This is a genomic window from Mesorhizobium sp. M0898, from assembly GCF_040319695.1.
In the GTDB taxonomy this organism is placed as follows: Bacteria; Pseudomonadota; Alphaproteobacteria; order Rhizobiales; family Rhizobiaceae; genus Mesorhizobium.
This window is the reverse complement of sequence record NZ_JAMYOE010000121.1, coordinates 1-1,547: the sequence shown is the minus strand read 5'-3', so window position 1 is coordinate 1,547 and position 1,547 is coordinate 1. Positions and strand designations below refer to the sequence as shown.

The 1,547-nt window shown below is 64.8% G+C and carries 2 protein-coding genes; both read left to right on the top strand.

Going from position 1 to position 1,547, the window contains the following annotated elements:
- The first annotated feature begins 157 nt into the window (after window positions 1-157).
- A complete protein-coding gene (gene csgH, locus NKH90_RS34490; protein ID WP_352823765.1) occupies window positions 158-559 on the top strand; it encodes a curli-like amyloid fiber formation chaperone CsgH in 402 nt (133 codons plus the stop codon).
- A gap of 168 nt (window positions 560-727) precedes the next feature.
- Window positions 728-1,141: a curlin gene (locus NKH90_RS34485; RefSeq protein ID WP_352823768.1), complete on the top strand. Its 414-nt coding sequence runs from the start codon at window positions 728-730 to the stop codon at window positions 1,139-1,141.
- The last annotated feature ends 406 nt before the right edge of the window (window positions 1,142-1,547 follow it).

Sequence of the window (1,547 nt, the reverse complement as noted above, 5' to 3'; positions counted from 1 at the left end):
CCCCCCGCCTTAGTCGGGGGGCCCGCATATTGTTAAACACCCCCGGGCCCCGCCATTGGCCCCAGATAGCCCCCCCCCCCCCAAAAAACCCCCCCACCCCCCCGCGCCCGGCTAAAACAGCCCGCGCCCGCCGCTAGCCAAGCCAAGGAGACGAACCATGCCCCGCATCGTCAAGCATTCCCGCCGCGTCATGGCGGCACTCCCCCTGATCCTGGTCCCGGCCGGCGCGCTGGCGACCATGGCCACCGCCGACCAGTCCGTTGGGCCGGTGCGCTGCGAGATCCGCGCCACGCCGGAGGGGGGCATGGTCTTGCTTGAGGCGCTTGCCTATGCCGACAGAAACGTGAGTGGCACCTATTCCTTCCATGTCGAAAGCACTGGTCGCACCGGCGGCACCAGCATCGAGCAGGGCGGCGCCTTCAGCGCCGCGCCCGGCAAGCCAGCTACGCTCGGCGCTGTCACGCTCGACGCAAAGGCCGGCGTTTACGACGCCAAGCTCGAAGTTGCGGTCGATGGCAAGAGCATCGGCTGCGCCGCGCGGGTCAGCGGCGCGACCTGATCCCAGCGGCCAGTTCACGAAAAGGGCGTCGGCGTTCGGCGCCCTTTTCTATGTGTGCCGAGCCGGGAAAAATGACTGAACGACAGCTGAACGACGGGTTCCGGGATGGTTCAGCCGCAATTCGGGAAGGTTGGCCATAGGCTTAGGCAGCCGGAAATGAAGACCAAGATGACCCGCAATATGTTCATAACCCTTACTGCCGCTCTCGTTGCCGGCAGCATCGGCCAGGTGGCGCGGTCCGCACCGGCCTACGCAGGAGGCTGGGTGTCGGTGACATTTGCTCCTGCCAACGCCCGCGACGCCGGCGCCCTGGCGACCGGCCTGCGCGTCTATTCGAAGTATCGCGGCCTGCACGGCGCCAGAATCCGTCAGTCCGGACACGATAATGCTGCTGGCCTCGGCCGGAACGGCCGCGGCAATCTGGGCGTCATCCATCAGGAGGGCAACGGCCATTCCGCCATCCTGAGGCAGAACGGCAACGACAACGCCTGCGGTATTTTCCAGTTCGAAAGGAACACCGAGGCGAATGTCGTGCAGAACGGCGACCGTGGTGGCGGCGCCATCTTCAGCTACGGCTGGTAACGGCCGATAATCGGGGCGCGAGCGGGACTCGATCCCCTTGCGCGCGACCCAATCATTCGGGCCGAACATCTCGGCAGAGCCGAAGATGACCCCGCGGCTTCCTCCTTGGGAGGTTTTTCAACGCGGGCCGATGTCGACCCAGCCCGCACCCCTCGCGCTGCGGCCTTCACCGATGCGGACCTTCTGCAGCGGCTTTTCCACGCATAGCAGACGTTCGACGGAACGGGTGATCCTGCCCCGGCAAACACCGATGATGTCAGATAAAGTGCGGCAGACAATGTCACGAGGAAGCGAGGCGACATTTCACGTCCGCGACAGCCGGAAGTGATCGACAACTTTCCAACGTTTTCCTTCGCGATTGACCCATCCTGGTCAAACACCCCAAACCGGCGGCTGCATCACCGTT